The 19,613-nt window shown below is 33.0% G+C and carries 23 protein-coding genes; 5 read left to right on the top strand and 18 right to left on the bottom strand.

Features of this window, described 5'->3' with window-relative positions:
- Positions 1–6 precede the first annotated feature (6 nt).
- From AC1DS7_RS19410 to AC1DS7_RS19365, 10 genes are all read right to left on the bottom strand, one after another.
- Positions 7–672 carry a potassium channel family protein gene (locus AC1DS7_RS19410; protein WP_000504033.1) on the bottom strand — a complete coding sequence of 222 codons (666 nt, stop codon included), beginning with the start codon at positions 670–672 and terminating at the stop codon, positions 7–9.
- Positions 673–755: 83 nt separating this feature from the next.
- Positions 756–1,622, bottom strand: a complete 867-nt coding sequence (locus AC1DS7_RS19405) for a hypothetical protein (protein WP_002014843.1) — start codon at positions 1,620–1,622, stop codon at positions 756–758.
- A gap of 272 nt (positions 1,623–1,894) precedes the next feature.
- Complete coding sequence (locus AC1DS7_RS19400; protein ID WP_002033831.1) at positions 1,895–3,025, bottom strand: N-acetyldiaminopimelate deacetylase; 1,131 nt, start codon at positions 3,023–3,025, stop codon at positions 1,895–1,897.
- 61 nt (positions 3,026–3,086) lie between these two features.
- On the bottom strand, positions 3,087–3,809 hold the full coding sequence (gene dapD / locus AC1DS7_RS19395; RefSeq protein ID WP_002014841.1) for a 2,3,4,5-tetrahydropyridine-2,6-dicarboxylate N-acetyltransferase: 723 nt from the start codon (positions 3,807–3,809) through the stop codon (positions 3,087–3,089).
- A gap of 71 nt (positions 3,810–3,880) precedes the next feature.
- Positions 3,881–4,765, bottom strand: coding sequence for a LysR family transcriptional regulator (locus AC1DS7_RS19390; protein ID WP_476999161.1), 885 nt, complete (start codon positions 4,763–4,765; stop codon positions 3,881–3,883).
- Between the two features lie 177 nt (positions 4,766–4,942).
- A complete protein-coding gene (cbpB, locus tag AC1DS7_RS19385; RefSeq protein WP_002014839.1) occupies positions 4,943–5,386 on the bottom strand; it encodes a cyclic-di-AMP-binding protein CbpB in 444 nt (147 codons plus the stop codon).
- Positions 5,387–5,555: 169 nt separating this feature from the next.
- Positions 5,556–5,747 (bottom strand): antirepressor AbbA, encoded by a 192-nt coding sequence (gene abbA / locus AC1DS7_RS19380; protein ID WP_002145987.1) that lies wholly within the window; start codon positions 5,745–5,747, stop codon positions 5,556–5,558.
- Between the two features lie 127 nt (positions 5,748–5,874).
- On the bottom strand, positions 5,875–6,393 hold the full coding sequence (locus AC1DS7_RS19375; RefSeq protein ID WP_002033829.1) for a ribonuclease H-like YkuK family protein: 519 nt from the start codon (positions 6,391–6,393) through the stop codon (positions 5,875–5,877).
- Between the two features lie 74 nt (positions 6,394–6,467).
- Entirely contained in the window at positions 6,468–6,617 is a 150-nt protein-coding gene (locus AC1DS7_RS19370; RefSeq protein WP_002033828.1) for a hypothetical protein, read from the bottom strand.
- Between the two features lie 185 nt (positions 6,618–6,802).
- Entirely contained in the window at positions 6,803–7,039 is a 237-nt protein-coding gene (locus tag AC1DS7_RS19365; RefSeq protein WP_000055151.1) for a YkuJ family protein, read from the bottom strand.
- A 232-nt stretch (positions 7,040–7,271) separates the two neighbouring features.
- Between AC1DS7_RS19365 and AC1DS7_RS19360 the strand changes: the two genes are divergently transcribed.
- Positions 7,272–7,508: a glutaredoxin domain-containing protein gene (locus AC1DS7_RS19360; RefSeq protein WP_016100694.1), complete on the top strand. Its 237-nt coding sequence runs from the start codon at positions 7,272–7,274 to the stop codon at positions 7,506–7,508.
- A gap of 25 nt (positions 7,509–7,533) precedes the next feature.
- On the opposite strand, the gene AC1DS7_RS19355 is transcribed toward AC1DS7_RS19360, so the two are convergent.
- From AC1DS7_RS19355 to fadH, 3 genes are all read right to left on the bottom strand, one after another.
- A complete protein-coding gene (locus tag AC1DS7_RS19355; protein WP_002014834.1) occupies positions 7,534–8,022 on the bottom strand; it encodes a DUF3993 domain-containing protein in 489 nt (162 codons plus the stop codon).
- Positions 8,023–8,205: 183 nt separating this feature from the next.
- A complete protein-coding gene (locus tag AC1DS7_RS19350; protein WP_476999160.1) occupies positions 8,206–9,423 on the bottom strand; it encodes an EAL domain-containing protein in 1,218 nt (405 codons plus the stop codon).
- 256 nt (positions 9,424–9,679) lie between these two features.
- Positions 9,680–10,444 carry a 2,4-dienoyl-CoA reductase gene (fadH, locus tag AC1DS7_RS19345; RefSeq protein WP_002142976.1) on the bottom strand — a complete coding sequence of 255 codons (765 nt, stop codon included), beginning with the start codon at positions 10,442–10,444 and terminating at the stop codon, positions 9,680–9,682.
- Positions 10,445–10,639: 195 nt separating this feature from the next.
- On the opposite strand from fadH, the gene AC1DS7_RS19340 reads away from it, so the two are divergent.
- A complete protein-coding gene (locus tag AC1DS7_RS19340; protein ID WP_002014831.1) occupies positions 10,640–11,497 on the top strand; it encodes a metallophosphoesterase in 858 nt (285 codons plus the stop codon).
- Between the two features lie 97 nt (positions 11,498–11,594).
- Positions 11,595–11,831, top strand: coding sequence for a hypothetical protein (locus AC1DS7_RS19335; protein WP_002014830.1), 237 nt, complete (start codon positions 11,595–11,597; stop codon positions 11,829–11,831).
- Between the two features lie 166 nt (positions 11,832–11,997).
- Here the strand turns inward: AC1DS7_RS19335 and AC1DS7_RS19330 are convergent, their stop codons facing one another.
- Entirely contained in the window at positions 11,998–14,106 is a 2,109-nt protein-coding gene (locus AC1DS7_RS19330; protein WP_002014829.1) for a polyphosphate kinase, read from the bottom strand.
- A 108-nt stretch (positions 14,107–14,214) separates the two neighbouring features.
- Complete coding sequence (locus AC1DS7_RS19325) at positions 14,215–15,789, bottom strand: Ppx/GppA family phosphatase (protein ID WP_044442827.1); 1,575 nt, start codon at positions 15,787–15,789, stop codon at positions 14,215–14,217.
- A gap of 141 nt (positions 15,790–15,930) precedes the next feature.
- On the opposite strand from AC1DS7_RS19325, the gene AC1DS7_RS19320 reads away from it, so the two are divergent.
- A complete protein-coding gene (locus tag AC1DS7_RS19320; RefSeq protein WP_002014827.1) occupies positions 15,931–16,389 on the top strand; it encodes a YkyB family protein in 459 nt (152 codons plus the stop codon).
- A 32-nt stretch (positions 16,390–16,421) separates the two neighbouring features.
- Here AC1DS7_RS19320 and AC1DS7_RS19315 read toward each other — a convergent pair whose 3' ends face one another.
- Both AC1DS7_RS19315 and AC1DS7_RS19310 read right to left on the bottom strand, forming a co-directional pair.
- A complete protein-coding gene (locus tag AC1DS7_RS19315; protein WP_002014826.1) occupies positions 16,422–17,084 on the bottom strand; it encodes a YkyA family protein in 663 nt (220 codons plus the stop codon).
- A gap of 550 nt (positions 17,085–17,634) precedes the next feature.
- Positions 17,635–18,288, bottom strand: a complete 654-nt coding sequence (locus AC1DS7_RS19310) for a diguanylate cyclase domain-containing protein (RefSeq protein ID WP_002033822.1) — start codon at positions 18,286–18,288, stop codon at positions 17,635–17,637.
- Positions 18,289–18,450: 162 nt separating this feature from the next.
- Here AC1DS7_RS19310 and AC1DS7_RS19305 point away from each other — a divergent pair, with 162 nt between their 5' ends.
- Positions 18,451–18,684 carry a phage holin gene (locus AC1DS7_RS19305; RefSeq protein ID WP_002014824.1) on the top strand — a complete coding sequence of 78 codons (234 nt, stop codon included), beginning with the start codon at positions 18,451–18,453 and terminating at the stop codon, positions 18,682–18,684.
- 31 nt (positions 18,685–18,715) lie between these two features.
- Here the strand turns inward: AC1DS7_RS19305 and AC1DS7_RS19300 are convergent, their stop codons facing one another.
- Complete coding sequence (locus AC1DS7_RS19300) at positions 18,716–19,216, bottom strand: hypothetical protein (RefSeq protein ID WP_476999159.1); 501 nt, start codon at positions 19,214–19,216, stop codon at positions 18,716–18,718.
- Between the last annotated feature and the right edge of the window lie 397 nt (positions 19,217–19,613).

The raw sequence follows: 19,613 nt of genomic DNA, 5'->3' as shown, positions 1-19,613 counted from the left end.
TTTCTCTTATCTTAAAAAATGCTTAAAACGATCTACTTCATCGTCATGACCAATTACAATTAATATATCTCCCGCCTGAACGTTTTCTGTAGCTCGAGGAGATACGATAACTTCTTTCCCACGTTTAATTGCTACAATGTTCAAACCAAACTTCGCACGAATATCTAATTCAATTAAAGAGTGCCCATCAATTTTTTTATTTGCGATAATCTCTACAATACTATGCTCATCTGAAAGCTCTAGGTAATCTAACACATTACTTGATGCGATATTATTAGCAATCCTTTTTCCCATATCTCGTTCTGGATGCACAATATGATCTGCCCCTATTTTACTTAACACTTTTTCATGATAGTCATTTTGAGCTTTTACAGTAATATTTTTCACACCTAATTCTTTCAAAATTAACGTTGTTAAAATACTTGAATTCAAATTATCTCCAATAGCAACGACTACATGATCAAAATTACGAATACCAAGACTTTTTAATACCATCTCATCTGTTGAATCTGCAATTACAGCATGCGAAGCTATATTTGCAAACTCATTAATTTTATCCTCATCTGAGTCAATTGCCATTACTTCCATACCTAATTGAGCTAATTCACGGCAAATACTTCCACCAAAACGGCCAAGCCCAATAACAGCAAATTCTTTCTCTTTTTCGCCCACAGGAATTCCTCCAATAACATCAAATACTATGTACTTTTATTGTAACATACTTTAAATTCGCTACAAAAACCTGTATATACTTCTTATTTTTGTTTTTGCATATAAAAATACTGTTGTAAATAAAACGCGATACCGAAAATTAACATACCAAATACAAATATATTTCCAAATGAACTAAATGTTTCAAAAACGAACAATAGCGTTTCTTGTCCGAAAAAAGCAAATAAAAGTTGTGTAAATGCGAATAACAGTGCCAATATGTAATGATGTTGATGAAATAAATAATGTGTTGCGCCTAAAAAAGCTACAAGCGAAACAATGAAGATCCACCAAGTTTCTAAAAACAATTGCCAATTAGTAAATTGATATCCATTTACTAATATCGCAATAATTCCTATAACTGCCATCGTCGGCACACTCCATAATAATGCACGCCCTCTAAAGAAGTGCGCACCTTTTGCATCTCCTTTTTCATTTGCGATGTATGTTAGCACGACAGTACTTATATACAAAACAGAGAGGATTGTTAAAACAATGATAAGCCAAAAATGTAATTGATAATATTCGTGTTCTATATTCGTCACAATTGCAGCTAACATACATGGAATAAACATCCCTGTCCAACCATCTATTTTTCTTTCGTTCCAAAACACCGTATTACCAATCCGAATTCCTAATAGCATAAAAATAATGATACCTAGTACAAATAACGTAGTCTTATTCCCTACTAAACTCGTCGAGAAAGCAATTAATCCAATAAATAAAAAAAGAACAAATCCATTCATAATTTCTAGTACAGGTGACAAATATCTTTTCACCCATTTGTATGTTTCTTCATATTCACTATTATTTGCTAAACGATAGGCGTAAAAACTTATCCCAAAATAAACCGCCGCAATAATAACATATGCATATAAGACGAAACATAAAATCGCACTGCTAATTTGCACGTAATTCCCCACCCTTTTTCTATGTATCACATTGATTTTACACACTTTTCATACTAAAAGTAAACATATATAGGGTAGTTAAATAATTATCTTCCCTATTAGCAATAATTAATAATGAGCAGTGGCTAAAAACCCTCTGCTCATTATTAAGACGTCAAATTTAACTTTACTCATTTGTATGAAGATGTCTAACACGAACGAATACGAAAGATATTTTCGTCTCTGAACTAAGAAGTCCCCACTCTAAACTATTGCACAATTAGCGAGTAAGTTCACTTTCTATTTCCCTTCCACTTCACATATTGATTTAAAAATACAATTGCTTTCTCAATAACCTCTTCGTCTGGTTTTAATTTCGCATGATGTAAACCATATTCTGAATTTACTCCAAGCCAAAACATAAATCCAGGTATCTCTCGAAGCATATAACCAAAGTCTTCACCTGTCATTGCCTCCGTACACGTAATTACGTCCATAGTCGTTTGTTCACGTGTAAATTGCATAAACTCTCTCGTTAGCTCCTCATGGTTATACACTTGATGATACATCGCTCCGTAGTCAATAACAGCTTCGCATTGAAAAGAAGCTTCTATTCCCGCAACAATTGCCTCAATTCGGCTTTTAACACGTTTCATTGATTCCACTGATAGCGTTCGAATTGTTCCTTCTAAACGAGACTTTTCTGCGATAATGTTTTGAACTGTACCACCTGTAATTTTCCCAATTGTAATTACCGCACTGTCAAGAGGATTCACATTACGACTAATAACTGATTGAAGTTGTGTAACGAGATGACTCGCTGCAACAATCATATCATTTGCTGTATGCGGATATGCAGCATGTCCACCTTTTCCTTTTAAATCAACGTATAGCTCTGATGTATTCGCAAATAATAAACCTTCTTTTGTCGCAATTGTTCCCACAGAGTATTCAGGCGCAATATGAAGTCCAAGAATCATATTAGGCTTCCATTCTTTTAACTCATCGCTTTCTAACATAGGAAGTGCACCACCTGGACCTTCTTCAGCTGGTTGGAATATAAACACAAGATCATCATCTATTCTTTCGCTTACAGCCGCTGTTAGAAGTCCTAAACCGATTGTTGCATGCAAATCATGTCCACATGCATGCATCATTCCTTCATGGACAGAAGAGAATTCATATCCAGTTTCCTCTGTAATTGGTAGACCGTCTATATCTGCACGATAACCTATTATTTTTTCTGGATTTTTTCCATTTACTTTAACAATTACACCTGTTTTCCATGTTTTCACTTCCAAATATTCATTAGGAAGCGTTCCTATATAATCTAAAATATACTGTTGTGTTTTCCACTCTTTAAATCCGATCTCCGGAATTTTATGTAAATCTCTACGAACTTGGACAAATTTGCTTACTGTCATTTTTGCACCTCTATCTATAAAAAGCGTAAGAGCACATTCATGCTCTTACGCTTTTTATTTTTTATTTCTCTGGGTTTAATTGACGAAGCTCTTGTTTAATTTCAGTTTTTGCTTTTGTCTTCTCATCAATTTCTTTAATTACACGTGCCGGAGTTCCCGCAACAACTGTATATGGAGGCACATCTTCTGTTACAACAGCTCCTGCTGCTACAACTGCACCTTTACCTACTGTAACGCCTTCTAGAACAACTACATTTGCACCAATTACAACATCATCTTCAACGATAACTGGTTTTGCAGAAGGTGGCTCAATAACACCGGCAAGTACAGCACCTGCACCTACGTGACAGTTCTTACCAACTGTTGCACGTCCACCAAGCACTGCGTTCATGTCGATCATAGTACCTTCACCAATTACAGCACCGATGTTAATTGTTGCATTCATCATGATAACAGCGTTGTCACCAATTTCTACATGGTCACGAATAATCGCGCCTGGCTCAATACGAGCTTTAATACCTTTTAAATCAAGCATTGGAATTGCAGAATTACGACGGTCATTCTCAACTACATAGTCAACAATGTGCTTGTTATTTTCATCAAGAATTGTCTTAATTTCAGACCATTCTCCGAATAATACACCAGATTTTTTATTTACAAATGCTTGTACTGTTTCAGGGAATGTTACCTCTTTTAAATCCCCTTTTATGTATACCTTTACAGGAGTTTTCTTTTCACTGTTTTGAATAAACGAAATAATTTCGTTAGCGTCCATCATTTTCATTCTTGTTGCCTCCTAAATCCATTTATAATGTTACTCTACCAAACGATAGAGCGAGTAGCAAGACAATAATCTTATTTTTCCATTTGAATTTCTTCTATAATTTCTAAAAATGCTTGTACTTGCTTCAACTGCCTTGCCGAGTCACTCGTCAATAACCATGTTTCTCTCGTTAATTGAACAGGTGTTTTATACATATTTTCCTGCACTTCTTTTAGAACAGTCGAAGGTAAAAGAGCATAACCTATTCCATTTAAAACAAGCTGTTTGCACGTTTCAATTTGGTCAACTACAATCGTTCGCTTAGGTGGATTTGAAAATAATCCATACCACCAATTTTGTATTTGTCCATAGTAGGTCGAATCACTTTTAAATTGAATAAATGGTCTATTTGTCTCTTTTAACATCGAAATATCTTTTATTTCTTTATCAACTAAATATAATTCATCTTCAAATAATTGTTGTTTCTGCCCTTTGTATTCTTGTGATCCTCTCAGTATAGCAACATGAACGTCTCCTTCATAAAATTGCTTTTGCACTTCACTACTCCAGCCAGTAAACAGAGATATCTTCACAGAAGGATACTTATGCACAAATTTTTTCAAAACAGGTGGAAGCCAATATTGCCCAATGACTGATGCAACAGCTATTTTTAACGTACCGTATGTTTCGGTTCTAAAAAGAGCCAGTTCACTTTTAATACCCTCTTCCCGTTGTAACATTTCTTTTGCATAATTTGCAATTTTTTCCCCTTCAGGTGTAATTGTTAATCCTTTTTGTGAACGAATAAAAAATTTCATTCCCCATTGTTTCTCCATAGATTGTAATCGTTGACTAAGCGCAGGTTGGGAAACAAATAAACGTTCCGCCGCTTTTCTCATATTTGATTCCTGAGCTAACACAACCATCATTTGAAAATCATCAATTTGCAACTTTCTCCCTCTTTCCTTAGCTTCCATACACCTAATTTTAATAAGTATTTCATCCTTAATTTAATTGCATACTTTTATACATTAGAACGGTTTGTTAGTTCAAACTTTTCTTATGCTTTATGTCTTTTTAAATATAATACATACACAACTGATATGCACGAAAAAAAGTGACTTCGCCTTTTCTGTGAAGTCACTTTCCCTACGTTATCGATTATGCTGTCTCACTTTTTTATTCAACAATTTTAAAATAGCCCGCCGTGTTAAAATACCCTCGAAGTAACCTTCTTCATTGACAGCGCAAATAAAAGGATGATCAATTGTCATTTCTAAAGCTTTTGCAAAAGAATCTTCTAACGTAAGAACTGGAATCTCTTCCTTCATCACTTGTTCCACTTTCATATTCTCAAGTCTTTCAAACTCAATGCGCTCTAATCCTAAAATACCATCTAAAATCATAGCAGTACTAATTAACCCATGTAATTTATACATAGGGTCTAAAACAGGAATCGCCGAATATCCAGATTTCACAAGAACGAGTAAAGCATGTTCTAGACCATTCCCTATTTGTACATGTGCTACTTTATCTGATGAAATCATTAAATCCTTCACAAGAATTTGTTGAAACTCGTCTTTCGGAATACTAATCATGTTACATCCCCCATTTTCCCTTTTTCCTGCTAATATTCTCCGATCCTATTCACATTTTATGATAGCGTTTTCATATTATTATTTTGTCCTGACATTCTTCTAATAAAAATAAAAATACATAACTATTTTAGCATATAACATAAAAAAAAGACTACCATTCCGGTAGTGCTTAATACCCTTTATTTTTTAATCGGTAAAACAATCTTGTGATTTTTTTATATTGCGTCACATCTGTCTGTTTTAAACCATTCTCAATGTCTGTAAGCTCCACCGCTAAAATTTCGCTCGCGTAATTTTGCTGAAACAGAATATCCAACAATAAATTTTCTTCTTCTCTTGTTAAAACAAATTCCTTTTCCATATGCTCCTCTCCTTGCACTCGCATCATCACTCTCATTATATAAATTTTTCAGTCTATTTAACAGATGTAATATTCAGTTTTCGTTAGAAACACTTAAAGACTGCGAATATATAGACATCATTTCACATTATTTTGTATATCTGTTTGCGTAACTAAATGCCGCATAAGCATCTGGTTTAATTTTTGCTGTTAATCCCATTGCTTGAATTTTCATCGTCATATCTAAAATAAATTCTTTTGTTAAACCATCATTCCCGATATCTAAATGAATTTCCATTATGAATCCTGCTCCATCTTGAGCGTATGGGTGCAATAAATCCCATATCGCTTGTATATGATTGGGAGTAAATAGATAGGCGATTTCTTGACTAAACTGTGTTTCTAAATATATTTTCTCTCGCAACGTTGCTGGCTTATTTTTCACTGATTTATGATGCAAACATCCCCATGCTCCTTTTCCAACACGATGAATATGTATCGCTGTAATAAACCTCGTATCCTTTTGATGCGCTTGTGAGTCTGTCCCAATAGATAATCGATATAAATTTCGCGGATCCTTTTCAATGAAACTACAAATACGGTTAAATACCATATCAAAATTCAAATGTCTCTCTGAAACATTATAAAATGTATGCTCACCGTCCACATAGTCACGTCCTTTCAATTAGACAGACTTTTCGTATTCTCATTGTATGGGACAAAAACAAAAATTATAACTTACTACCCTTTATTCGTTTCAATATTTCGAATTACATAATTACAAAACCTACATGTATATATTACATTTTGATTAGACTGGGCGGTTAATACGTGATTAATTTCAGCATGACTGTGACAATTAGGACAAATAACAATCGGTAAGCGTTCCATCCTTTGCACCTCCTATTAATATTTACTATCATTGTAGGAAAAATAAAAAATTCCTATACATATACATTTGTAAAAACTCTTTTATTTAATCGCGACTTAAATTACAACTTCTACTACCTATATAGCCCATTAATTAATATAACTAAAAAAGGTACCGCCATTTGGCAGTACCTTTTTTATATGTATCAAGAAATGATATCGTAAATCTCAATTGCAACCATATCGATGTTATCGAATTGATACACTTGAGGTTTTTCACCTTGTTGATACACTTCTAACTCATACATTTCACTTTTATCGAAAAATTTCACGCTACATTTGCGCTCACCGTTCACTTCAAAATAGCGTTGTGCTACTTCACCGCTTTCAGCTTGTTCTTGTAGACTAACAAGTCGAGTTAAAATTCCTTGGAGTAGAGACATGAAATCTCTCCTTTCTCTGATCTTCCTACCAATAGGTTTTACAGCTATACTCATTCTATCCGTCATAACAGAAAAAACGTTCCACAATCTAGGATAAAGGTTCTTGGCCAGAAACTCAACTAAAATTTGTCGAAATAAGAAGTAAAAAGATGAAAGATCATCTTTTTACTTCTTTATTGCGCTTTTTATACTGGCAGAATATAATAAACAACAGAAAAAGGGAGGAATTACAATGAAAAAAATTGAGGTTTATACACAACCTGATTGTCCGCCTTGTACCATTGTAAAAGAATTTTTAAAACATAATAACGTTGTATATGAAGAATTTGACATAAAAAAAGACGCTGCTGCACGCAATCGTCTTTTATATGACTATGAATCCTATTCAACTCCAACAGTTGTAATTGACGAAGAAGTTGTGGCAGGTTTTCAAATTGAAAAATTGCAAAAGCTACTCGGTATAGAATAGGAATAGGCGACACCTATTCCTATTCTCATAATTGTTGTAACCTTTTTATTTCAGTCAACAGTTCCTGACTTTCATGATACCCTGCTAATTTCCATTTTCCATTATCCTTTTGCAATGTCACAATTTGATATTGTCCACTCTTTGTCCGCTCATAGACATATAAATTTTTATGTTCTTCATCATAAGACATTTTTGTTTCTGAATTAAAAGAAAACGGAGCTTCTTTTGCTGGAAGTAAATATTCACCACTTTGTTTTTCATTTCTACTGTTTTCATCTGTAAAAACTTGAAGGAAATTATTTGTAAAATATGGTGATAACGTCTCTATCATCTTATTCATAGGTATTTGCTTCCCGCGGATTGAAAATTGCGTCTCATAACCTTTTTGTATCGTTGTAAACACTTCTTTCCGATCCACTTTCACTTCTTCTTTTCCTAAAACAGTTGTGACACTATAGCCAACTAGAAAGGCAACACATATAAATAGAACAAACCATATTCCATATTTCTTCATTTTTTCACCTTCCTTTTAAAAGAGCTTGTCTTTGTAGTATTCATTGTAACAATGATTATGCAAAGAAAGGGATGATTTCGTTCGTAAAATCTTTACAACGATAGACAGCATTTTCATCATCATTTTCACTATTACCAATTTATGATAAAAACAAACAAAAAAATACACGAATCTCTTCGTGCATTAAAATAAAACATCTTCTTCATATAAATATTCGTACGATAAATCTATAAATAAAAAGTTTTCATCATCAATCGGGAATGAAAATGTTCGTACCATTTCACCAGTTTCGATATCAGCATATAAATCTGAAAGTCTTGCCTTATTCTCAAAACGCATTTTCATTATATTTTCTAGAAAATAAGGGCGCCAGCTCCAGTTCTTCATATAATACTCTGGCATAATGATCCATCCACCATCTTTTTTCATAATATTACCCGATTGTTGAAAACCATCTTCATTACAAATAAATATCCGAAAACTATATTGTGATATGCTTTGGCTAAATTGTAATAACCAATCATTTATATCTTCATTCTTTTTTTGTTTTGACAGAACATCACCAATTCGATCACGTAACATCTCTTTTAAATTATAAATTTTTTGCAACTTCTTCTTCTCATGCAGAATAAATTGATGACATTCATTACCAAGTCGCTCTTTTAAAACATTCGTTTCAATAAAATCAGGTAAACATTCTTTCAAATAATTACCTTGATAATATCTACCACCGTTTTTCCAAGCATATTGTAGTTGATAAAAAGCATCAATTTCTTCATATAACAATGTCGCACCAATTCTTCTAGCAAGTAAAGATAAGGAATATAAAATATCTTGATAAGATTGTAAAAGTGCAGTTTGCCTTAAATTTGTTAAATCTACTTTTAAAATATCCGGTGCTAACACGCTAATACGCTCTAAATTACTTGTACCCGTTCCGACTTTATTAATCGAAATTTGAATACCATATGTACGATAATACATGAGTAAATGATTAAATTGTTCTATATCTTCTTTACATTCATGTTCTGTTATTTCCAGAACAATGCGTTGTAAGTTCAAACCTTGTTCTTCATACATCAGCAAAAGTTGAAGTAAACTTTCATCTTCATCATTCATTAATACATTAGCATTCCGATGTATAAATAATAATAATTTTTGATCCGTTTCTAAATACCTATTTAACGCTTTTTCTACGATGATGTTATCCGCTTCAAGTTGGAACTCACTCGGAATAGAATCATCATGGAAGAAAGATGCTAAACTTTGTATGCCCTCTTCTGTTTGAATTCGTCCTACAACTTCATATCCAATTATTGTATGCTCATCAGCACTAAAAATAGCTTGATAATAAGGAAGGACTTTATCCAAGTTACTCATTACATCTAATGCATCTATCAACGTGCTTCCCTCCCTTTACTTTTCAAAAATTATAACACGATATTTACGGAAAAATAATAAAAAATCCCTTCAGTTTTCCTGAAGGGATTAGAGGGGTAAAATGCTAAGGGGAATTAGCAATTCTACTATGAAGAAAAAAGAGGTCTTAAATATAACGTATATATCCCCTCTTGTAAACACATTTCTTTTAAGTGTCACAATTTCGTCATATTTTACCACAAAGAAATGAATAAATCATTCGTTTTTTTCATCCCTTTTAAAATGGATATTGATGCAAATGCTGGCCACCATCCATTGTCATACAAGTTCCATTTATGTATGCAGCTTCATCTGAACATAAATAATAAGCTAGACCCGCAATTTCTTCTGGTGTCCCCAGCCTACCAAGTGGGACACTTTGTATTGTACGCTTAGCCATTTCTTCTGAAATCCATAATTTATCGGCACCACCTGTACGTTCAATTGGTCCTGGTGCGATAGCGTTAACTCGTATTCCATATTTACGTCCCCACTCAACAGCAAGAGTTTTTGTCATCGCTAATACACCAGCTTTAGCTGCTGCCGAATGGATAACCCCTGGGCCTGCATCCCATGCATAAGTTGCCACCATGTTAATAATATTTCCTTTTATACCTTTTTCAATCCAATATTTACCAATAGCCTGACTACAATAAAATGTACCATTTAATACAATATTAATTACCGAATTCCAGCCATTCACAGATAAGTCCTCTGCTGGACAAATAAAGTTTCCAGCTGCATTATTTATTAAAATATCAATTCGTCCAAACTTCTCATCAATATGTTCAATCATTTTTTGAATATCATCAGTATTTCGTACATCCATTTGTACAGATAATACTTGGCCTGGAAACTGTTCAATTTCTAACTTTGCTTCTTCTAGCTTTTCTTTTGTACGCCCTGTAATAACAACACGTGCCCCTTCTTTCGCAAAACGTATCGCCATCCCTTTTCCCATTCCACTTGATCCACCTGTTATAATAACTACCTTCTCTTTCACATACATCCCCTCCAAAAAATGAATACACATTCATTTTATCACTTTATTTGATAGAAATCTTTATATTTTTCAATTTTTCTGATATTTTAACGTAAAGAGGTTTCTTTTCGTTCATTTTTTTCGTAATCTATACTACTTTTTTAGTATTTAAAATATATTTTAAAAAAACTGAAGGGAGGTTCGAGTAACCTGTATATGAAGAAAATTACAAGAAGAAATTTTTTAAAATCTGGAATACGCACTTGTCTATATTCATTTATAACCGCAAGTATCGGCTATTATTATGCTAAATATATAGAGCCCTATTTGCTTTCTTTTACGCAACACACACTTAAATCACCGCTCATACCAAAAGGTTTTCATGGTATGAAGATCCTTCAATTTAGCGATTTACATCTAGGATACTATTTCTCTCTCCAACATTTATCTCAAATCGTTTCCAAGATTAATGCTGAAAAGCCAGATATTGTCCTTTTTACTGGTGATCTCATTGATGATTACCAAACATATACCGAGGCTTCTTTTGTTGCATCCATTTTAAAGAATATACAGGCACCCTTCGGTAAATTTTCTATTTATGGTAACCACGACCATGGCGGATATGGAACTGAATACTATGATCACATCATGCGCGAATCTGGATTTGAACTTTTGCAAAATAGCGAAAAGCGAATTCGTTTACTGGATAATAGTGAAATTTCTATTTTCGGACTCGATGATATGCTACTGGGTAAACCAAAAATAGCGGAAACTTTACAACATGCAAAACAAAATATTTATACAATTGTTCTCGTTCACGAACCAGATATCGCGCCACAAATCGCTACATATCCAATCAATCTTCAACTTTCTGGTCATAGCCATGGCGGACAAGTACAAATTCCTTTTTTAGGTGCTATTATTACCCCGTCGCTTGCAAAAGAATATATTGAAGGTTTCTATAACATTCAAGGTTTGACTCTCTATGTCAATCGAGGTATTGGAAGAACACGTGTCCCATTCCGCTTTATGTCAAAACCTGAAATTACACTCTTCATCCTACAACATTCGTAACAATTCGCCTATTTCCTTACATATCCTTCCTTGTACGCGCTCATCCACGCTTGGTCCACCATATGATAAAAATGAGTCCAGTAAAGGAGGTTTGTTCATGTATCCATATTACCAACCGATCCCAGTTCGTTCAGCACCTTTTGGCCCAGCAGGCGACTCACGCTTCTTTCCATTTTTCGGTGTTCCATTTCTAGCTGGAATTGCTGGCGGACTGCTAGGCGGAGCATTAGCTTTCGGGCCTAGACCGTTTTATCCACCTTATCCACCGCCTTTCCCACCACCAGCACCTTTTCCTTGTTACGGAGGGCCTTGTCAACAACCATACTATTATTAATTTAAACCAACCATTCTTCTAATGTTTTTCTCTCAACGAACCAACTCATCACACGCCTATAATAAAAACTATTCTCTCTACTCATCCTTCCATTTTGAGAATATATGAGTAGAGAAAAAAAGTAAAAACCTCTTAAATTCAATAAGAGGTTTTTACTTTTTTCACACTATTCAGCATCTGTATTTTGATACGCCATCTTAAATAAATTCACTTGGCTATCAATTTCTTCTATACTACTATTAATTATATAATAATAGTCACCATCTTTATTTTGTTCACGTGTTTTCACATTATCAGCCAAAACCAGCTGTAAAATTGCCTTTATTCTCGCTTTCATTTCAATATCTAAAATTGGGAAGGATATTTCTACTCGTTTTTCCATATTTCGCGTCATCAAATCAGCTGAAGATAAATATATTTTTTCATCTCCATTATGATGGAAATAATAAATACGACTATGTTCTAAATATCTTCCAACAACACTAACTACACGAATATTTTCACTTACATTTGGAATCCCAGGTCTTAAACAACATGTCCCTCTAACGATGAGCTCTACCCTTACTCCAGCTTGTGATGCTTCATACATTTTTTTTATTAACGGTTTATCTGTTAACGAATTCATTTTAGCGATAATATATCCATTTCCATATTGTCTATGATAACGGATTTCCTCATCTATTAACTCCATAAACTGCTCTCTTATATCAAACGGGGCAACAGATAAATGATGAAAATGCGGTTTTTTTGTATAACCACTCAAATAATTAAAGAAATTTGTTGCATCTACACCAAAGTCTTTTCGCGATGTAATATATCCAAAATCGGTATACAACTTCGCTGTTGCATCATTATAATTTCCGGTTCCAAGATGTACAAACCTTTCAATTTTTCCGTTTCTTCTTCTTACAACTAACGTAATTTTACTATGCGTTTTCAAGTGACTTACTCCGTAAATAACGTGACATCCGGCCTGTTCCAATTCTTTAGCCCAATGAACATTATTCTCTTCATCAAACCTTGCCTTTAACTCAACCAATACCGTCACTTGTTTTCCTTTTTCAGCTGCTACCTTCAGCGCCTGAATTATTGGAGAATCTCCACTTACACGATATAATGTTTGTTTAATCGCAAGTACATTCGAGTCATCTGCCGCATCACGGACAAAATCAACGACTGGCTGAAACGACTCAAAGGGATGGTGTAATAAAATATCATGTTCTATCGCTTTTTCAAATACATCTTCCTCATCACCTAAATCTTGAGGAGGTTGAGGAATAAGAGCCGGATATACTAGATGTTCATATAAAGGCGCTAATTTTTTATATAAGGAGAATAAACATGTTAAATCTAACGGTCCATCCATCATGTACACATCTTCATCTTTTACTTCTAACACATCATACAATAACGCTAACACTCTTTCATCAATGTGTTCTTTACCAACTTCTAAACGAACGGCAGCTCCCCACTTACGCTTTTTCAATTCTTTTTCAATTACTTTTAATAAATCGCGTGCACCTTCTTCATGGATCGTTAAATCCGCATTACGTGTAATACGGAAACGAGTAACAGGTGATACGTTATATCCTGTGAATAGTTTATGAGTAAAACCACTAATTACATCTTCTAATAAAATAAATTTATGTTTTTGCCCTTCACTTGGTAAAAATATGAAACGCTCCAGTAATGAAGGCACTTGTACAATTCCTAACTTCGTACGATTTTCTTCCTCAGCCTGTTGCTCATCATATAAAATAGTAGCTAAATTCAAACTTTTATTTAATAACATTGGAAATGGACGATACGCATCAATAGATACAGGGGTTAAAACCGGAAATATTTGTTCATCAAAATACTCCTCGATAAATTCCCTTTGCTCTTTCGTCAAATCATGGAATGTTAAACGCTCAATCCCCTCTAGTTCAAGCGCTGGCAATACATAATTTTTAAACGTTTCATACTGCACAGTCATTAACTCATGCGATTTTATCGCAATCTTATTTAACTGTTTCTTTGGTGTTAAACCTGCTTTATTTTCTGGCTGATTAAATCCCGCACTTACTTGATCTTTCAAACCTGCTACGCGCACCATAAAAAATTCATCTAAATTCGAACTAAAAATACTAATAAACTTTAGTCTTTCTAATAGTGGATTATTTTCATCTTGCGCTTCTTGTAGTACACGTTCATTAAATGCTAGCCAGCTTAATTCACGATTATTATAATACGCTGTATCATTTAAATTTACTAAATTCCCCTTTAGCAATTCCATTCTCTTTACACTTCCCTTTGAAACTTTTTCACTATAATTTAGTTACTTTCATTTTATCAAATTACAATATTCCAAAGTGTTAATTTTCTGTAAAGACATCCGTACAACTTAACGTTTTGATTCAAATGATAAGTGAATATTTGTTTTCAATACTCTTTCTAGCTGCTTTTTTTGTTTTTCAGCTTGTACTTTTTCTGCTAATGCCGATTGCTCACATAAAATTCTAAACGTTAATCCTTCTTTATTTTCTGTTATGGATATCGTATCAACAAGCGATCTTTGTCTTACATTTAAAGCAGCTGAAAATTGTAAAACAGCGCCTAATAGGCGGATTTTTTTTTGTTCGCTTTTATCAAACCAACCTTCAAATGGAGATAAATGTTGTTTAAATAGCATTTTTGATTTATAAGATGCAATAAGCGCTAACCTCACTCGATCTTTATGCATCATGCCGTCAATTGTTTTATTTGCCAATAAATAAAACGTGTGTAAACGACTCGCTTCTTCGTCTATATATTTTCCAATATTAAATACTTTCGCTGCTTGATGGAATGCTTCCCAGTCTTTTATTGAAACAGAAATCAGTCCCATTTCTTCGAGTTGTTTACAAATCAATCTTCCATGCTTAATAAGTTGAATGACAAATTCCATATCCATTTCATATTCGTGTGATAACAAATGTAAGCTTTCTTCAACTACATTCGGATAATATGAAATCCCTAAATCTTTCGTCAACTCTTCATAGAAAACACCTTCTCTTAATCCTTTTTTGCTTAATACAAATGCCGTTGCTTCTATAATATTTACAAGTTTATGAAATACTTCAACCGCTGGAATAATTGTATCAGCTCGATCTTTTGCTAATCCTTCCATTTTCTGAAGTTCGATAAACGATTGTTTTTCCAATGCACCTTTTACATTTTCAATATCTTCTTCTTTCATTTTGTATAAATGTACTCCCGCTATAGGATAGTTTGTTAAATTTTGGTGAATTTTCGCTAAGTTTCTCGCACTACCACCAATTGCAATAAGAGGCAATTTCTTATCAATTAACCATGGTAACGTTCGAAATTGACACTCTAAATACTCTCGAATTTCCTCTAATTCATCTTTAGTAGGAATATCACCTTTAATAAATAGATGTTTTAAAGAAAGCGCACCAAAAGGAAAACTATGGTACTCTAAAATCTCTCTATTTTTAATATATGTAACTTCCGTACTTCCGCCACCAATATCTACTGTTATTCCTTCCGAAAACGAAGTAGAATTCATAACTGCTAAATAGCCGTAACGTGCTTCCTCATATTCTGATAATACTCTAAGAGTAAAGTCTGTTTGTCCTTCAACAAGTTTTTTAATCTCCTCTTGATTCTCAGCCTGTCTAATTGTTGCCGTTGCAACACAAAGTACATGATGCAACTGATGGAATTTTGTACTTTCTTGAAATTGAAATAATGTTTGTAACAATACTTCTTTACCTTCTTCATTCAAAACACCATCGATTAAATAATTTCTTAACCGAGCAACCACTTTCGTATTTTCAATTTCTTTATAAAAACCTCCATTTTGCTTTTCATAAATAACTAAACGCATTGTATTAGATCCAATATCTATAATGGCATATTGTAATTTTAATATTTCTTTCAAACTTCTCACTCTTTCATTATCAAATTTCTGAAACATATTCTATCACTATTATACAAAATAGTTGTTTTTTGTAACAATATTGCTTTAATATTGAAAATATATACAATTACTTTTTGCATATAATAAAAACCCATTTTATTTATGCTATAATAAGGAAAAATTGAAAGGAGAGTCAATATGAAACCTTCACAACCACAATCTCCATTGCATAATCAACATTCTATTAATAGACTAGCTCAATCTATTTTCGTTGTGAATCGTCATGCTAAAGCTGCAACTAACCCTAAGTACTTATATTGGTTAAAAAAGACTGCTTTAGAACGCTTAATTACTGAAAAAAAGGCTATCAAAGAAGGATTACATTTTTCTAGAAATCCACGTTTTAGTCAACAACAATCCGATGTTCTTATACGTTTAGGTGATTATTTTTTCCATATCCCTCCTACGAAAGATGATTTTCGCACCCTACCGCATCTTGGTCACCTTGAATCCTCCTATCGAAATCCGAAAACAACCTTATCTTTAACAATAGCAAAAAAAACACTTCAAGATTATATTGGTCCTGAAGCATTAAAACAGGAAAAAAAATTAAGCGAACCAGTTCCATGGTATAGCCGTACCTATACAAAAAAATAAAACAGTTTGGCCTAATATTAGGCCAAACTGTTTTATTTTTTATCTTCCTTAATTTTAATATTCGCTTGTTTATAGAATGCAACTTTTTCTGTATTATATGATTTCGTATATTCATTAAACTTATCTTTTTCTGTCTCAATATCTTTATATGCTTGGTTGACTACCTTTACTTTCTCGCTAATATCTTTTAATTTTGTACCTTTATCTTGTAGCATTGTATATAATTCTTTTTCTTGCTTTAAAGATTTATTATAGCTATCGTACATCTTTTGGAATGAATCATGTCGTTTCTCATAAGTACTCTTTACTTTATCAGCCTGTTCTTTTAATTTATTATCTTCAATTTTCTTCACATGCTTATCAGCTGACTTCACTTCTTCTTGCGCTTTATTTAACGCCTCTTTTTCTTTAATAAGAACTTTTTCTCGTTCAGCTGTATTTTTCACMGCTTGATCAAGCTTATCCTTAACAGCCTGATTATTATCTTTTCCTTCTTGGACAATTTGATTATATAATACTTGACCCTCTTTCTCTAATGACTCTAATTTTTTCGCATCTTCAAACATTGTTTTTTCTTGCTTGGCAGCATTTTCAAATGCAACATATAGCTCCTCTTCTGGTTTTGGGCCGAAACAACCAGCTAGTAAAGTCATTGATAATGCAGTTACAATTGCTAATTTATTATATTTCAACATCTTTTCCCCCTATTAATAAACGACCATCGTGCCAAAAATCCCATGAAAAACATGTAACTTCGTTAGCTATTTCACGCTCGCATCTTTTTACGAAGATCATCAATAATTATTTATACTGCTTGTACAATTTTCGTACTTAAAATTATGTAATGTCTTAAAACATAAAGGTATTTTCCTTAATCTTACCTACTGCAAGAAACACTATAATGTTTCACCTGATAAAAGATGATCGTTGACCTCTCACGTCTATCATTCCCTTTCTCACTTTCTATCAAATAACCTCTTTGTCCATTTTACATAGTGCAAAGGGGACCTCGCAACTCTTACAAAGATTCTTTTAATTTCTTAAAAAGGAAAAGTGTAGAGCATGTTTTCCTCTACACTTTTAAACTGAAAACATTGTGCAAAATGCATTGACACATCCACACACAATTATATGCTGATTTCATATATTTTTAAAGACTTTTGTTACAAAAAAAAGTTTTCTTGTAACAAAAGACAAAAAAATGTTACAAAAAATCTTTATATCATACTTCTTTAAATCAAAGTTTCATTCATGACTTTGCAAGTTTCTATAATTATACAATTGATTTTGTGCCTTTCTAAACAAATCTTCAAAAGTTTTCCCTTCTATAGGATAACTTGCAGCCCCAAATAATAGTGTGACACTTAATAAATCATTCGCTATTTCATTTTGAATATTTTTGATTAATCTACTTGTTATTGTTGACTTTTCATAGCCATTATCAACAGCTACGATAACATATTTATTTTCATCCCACCTCGTAACTACATCGCCTTTTCGAACTGTCTTTACAATTGTACGTTCTACTCTTTGGACTAGCTCATCTAACTTTTTTTCTTGCACTGTGTCTTTTAATACATCCCATTCTTTTACGGAAAGAATATACACTGTAATATTACGAGAATCTCTTTCTGATAAAGCAGCTACTTTTCCAAAAAAATCAACGACAAAATCGTTATTCGTCATTCCTCCTACTTCAATATTTACACGCGTATTCGTTCTTTTATCGTACCAATGTCCAAAATAATAGCTTAGTATCATTTGCAATATATAAATAATAAAGACGGTTAAAAATGATCTCGAATCTAGCTTAGCAATTACATCCTGAAGTGCAATCCATTCTGTAACCGCAACTGTGTTCCCAAGTAATAATCCACTAATTTTCCCTTTATGTTTCATACTCTCCCCCTTTTATACCAATATATGTTTCTATAACAATAATGTTTTTCTATAAAATAAAAAATGTACATATTTAATGTACATTTCTACTTAAGCTTGTATACCTTTTCTATTTTATTTCATATATATACTATATATCGTTTTTAGGAAGGAGTGACCTATATGCCTCAAAAAGAAAATCTATTAGATATTATGCGCTTACTAGCTGGCTTTTTGTTATCATTAAAATTACTATTTAACTCTTTCGGAATAAACTTCATTACAAACGATCAAATTGACGCTATAGTAAATGTTATTTCATTTCTATTCATTCTATATTTTGGATACAAAAATAACTATATTGGAAAAAAGGGAGTGGAACAAAAGAAATTACTCAAGAAGCACAATCTTCATTAAAGAAGGAACCTTTCGCACAGGTTCCTTCTTATCATTTTCTGACAACCACTTCATTTGTTTGTAGCGGTCCATATGATACACCTTTATATTGAAATGTATATGTAGCCTGAAATAATGAATTGGGAGGAGCTTTATCTTTATTTGCTTTTATTTGACAAATTAATTCTACCTTTTCATTCGGTGATAAATTATCGATTCGCCACCTTACAAGCTGAAATAAAAACTCACTTATTCCCTTATCTGCTTTTAAAGAGTTTGGGATATACGCGAAATAATCACGAATCATATGACTTACAACTACTCGTGAAATCATTTCAACGCCTTTATTTTCAACTTCAAGTCGAATAATTAGTATGTCATTAACATCATAGATCATCTCATACGAAAATTTTTCTTTATACATACTACGGATTTGCAATGTGACTGCTACATCGGATGCTTCCGTGTCCTTTCTAGAACCATCAATCCACAAAACCGGCTGTAACGGTATAGAATACCTTCCTTGATCCGAAATTCGTTTCCATATTTTCATAATATATTCACCTCATTCCAGATATATCATCTATACAACTGTATTCTGCCTCTCGATGCAATAAACTACACTTAGAAAAAATATTTAGCTTGTTACAAACCATATCAAATTTTTCTTTTCCTTTTATCCTATTCGACAATATAAAGAAAAAACCATTTTTAATAGGTTGACACAGGTTATACTTTATTAAATATTTTTTTACAATTTCCTTCCTTGACTACATAACAAAATAAATTCTTACTCTCTTTTGGTCAATATAATAAAGTGAAACTTTAATCAGTGGGGGTTTTGTCCATCCCCCACTGATTATTAGCTTTTACCAATCGAGCTTTAACGGGTAGTTAAAGCGGGATAAAATAATTTGGCGGTAGAAAACATTTGCCTTTTAGTCAAATTT

The organism is Bacillus sp. P4_E1, assembly GCF_056401715.1.
Note: the sequence above shows the minus strand (reverse complement) of the source record. Positions and strands in the feature narration are given on the sequence as shown.